Genomic DNA, 1,770 nt, shown 5'->3' on the forward strand with positions numbered 1-1,770 from the left:
ATGCAGACTCTGGCGCTTTAGCTGACCGGATTGCGTATATTCAAATGAAACTGACAGAGCTTCACTCTGCTGCTGGCGGGTTAAACGGCCAATTTATTCACAGAAGTTGAATATGGCTAAGGCACATTCTAAGTAAGGCACTACTGTAAATAAAGCAGTTAAAACAGAGCGTTACTACACTGTTGGATACGTCCCGCAAAACGGTAAGCCCAACCCACCACCGGCGATTAATATTAAAGGCCGCTGGCTGGAAGAACTGGGCTTTTTCTCCGGGCAGGCTATTACCGTCACCGTTGAGCAGGGGCGGCTAGTTATTCAGAGAGAGTATCAGGTATAAATATAACCTAAATAACTAAGCCAGAAGATCTTTTAGGGATCACTCTGGCTTTTTAAGAAAATTGATTACAAGTCGTTTCTGACACTCTCTAAAACTGAATATAATTTATTTCTATCATCCGATGAAATACCTAGCCTTTCCATTTTATCGACTGAAAGACGTAAAGAATCTAAAAATAGATTAGCTCTGGCATTAAAGTCACCATTCAAAAAAACATCATGTTCGATCTTTAGTCTAAACTCCAAAACTTTACGCTTCACATGTCGCTTAGCAATTTCATCAGCCCAACCTTTATTTTCACGAATCATGGCAATAAAAGCCCACTTTTCATATAAATTATCAACTTTAACTTCACCCAACTGATCATTGACTTCTTTTTCGATATATATCCTTGTCTCTCTATATAACTCTGCAACATCAACATCAGCTTCAGATGATATCCATAATTTCATAATTTAATAGTCCGAATTATTCAGTCGAGGGCGTTCGCCATCATTATTAGCCTTATAATCTAATATCTTATCATGCTGCCAAGAGTGCATTTCTTTCTTAGTTCCTTTTTCTTCAAAGAACATATCTACATTATTATCATCCAAATATTTCTGAGAGTATCGCTTATCACCTTGAGTGGTTTCACCATATTTTGCGACATCTCCAGAATCACGATCGCGTAAGGTATAACCTTCCGCTGGTTTATCAGTATCGTGACTATTACCATGCGCAGAATTACACGTTTTCTTCTTTTTACGCCCTGGTTTTTTCGCAAATTGCCCATTTTTACGATGTTTCTTCCAGAGACCTAATGGGTCACACCATTCGAAGGTATTCGCCGCATACCGATACGGATTTAATCCCCCAACCAGCCCTATCGGGTCCTGACTAACAAACACCCCAGTCGCCGGATCATAGTACCGATGACGATTGTAATGAAGCCCCGATTCCTCATCAAAATACTGCCCCTGCAAACGCAGCGGTTGTTTAACCTTGATTTCATCCAGTTTGTCGGTCTGACCAAAAACAGTATAGTGGGCTGACCAGACAATTTCACCCTGTGCATCATGCAGCCGCAGCGGCATACCGTTCGGGTCGTTTTGATAAAAGTAATACCCTGTCTCGTCTGGCGGAGCCAGACTGCCAATACCCTGCTGCTTGCACTGAAGAATTAACGGTTCAAAGGTATTCAGATAATACACAAAGAAGCGGGCATCCAGTTTAGCTTCTGTTTTATCTGATAGCGGAGCAAAACTCACTTCCGCCGCCAACGCATCACCATCCCAAATAAAGTAGGTGACCTGTTGTGTTTGCCCTGTAATATCAATACAGGTTTTACTGATACGCCGCCGTAGTGCATCGTAACGATACTGATAGCGAGGCTCCCGCTCACCAATATCGTAAAAATCACTCAGGCACTCATTTTCATCCCAGTCCAACCG

At 41.9% G+C, this 1,770-nt stretch carries 2 protein-coding genes and 1 pseudogene; 1 reads left to right on the forward strand and 2 read right to left on the reverse strand.

Annotation, left to right across the window (positions count from 1 at the left end; all coding sequences use genetic code 11):
• The first annotated feature begins 112 nt into the window (after positions 1–112).
• Positions 113–337: pseudogene (locus tag BMZ28_RS17180) on the forward strand (SymE family type I addiction module toxin).
• Positions 338–402: 65 nt separating this feature from the next.
• Here BMZ28_RS17180 and BMZ28_RS17185 read toward each other — a convergent pair.
• Together BMZ28_RS17185 and BMZ28_RS17190 are read right to left on the reverse strand one after the other, a co-directional pair.
• Positions 403–789 (reverse strand): Imm44 family immunity protein, encoded by a 387-nt coding sequence (locus BMZ28_RS17185; RefSeq protein ID WP_074825160.1) that lies wholly within the window; start codon positions 787–789, stop codon positions 403–405.
• A 3-nt stretch (positions 790–792) separates the two neighbouring features.
• Positions 793–1,770, reverse strand: a 978-nt coding sequence (locus BMZ28_RS17190; RefSeq protein WP_175474947.1) for an RHS repeat domain-containing protein, incomplete at its 5' end; no start/stop codon positions are given.

The organism is Pragia fontium DSM 5563 = ATCC 49100 (assembly GCF_900112475.1).
Taxonomy (GTDB): Bacteria; Pseudomonadota; Gammaproteobacteria; order Enterobacterales; family Enterobacteriaceae; genus Pragia; species Pragia fontium.

Excerpts from the sequence above, each read along its gene's own strand:
- BMZ28_RS17185 (WP_074825160.1), bottom strand. The coding sequence starts at position 789 with ATGAAATTATGGATATCATCTGAAGCTGATGTTGATGTTGCAGAGTTA.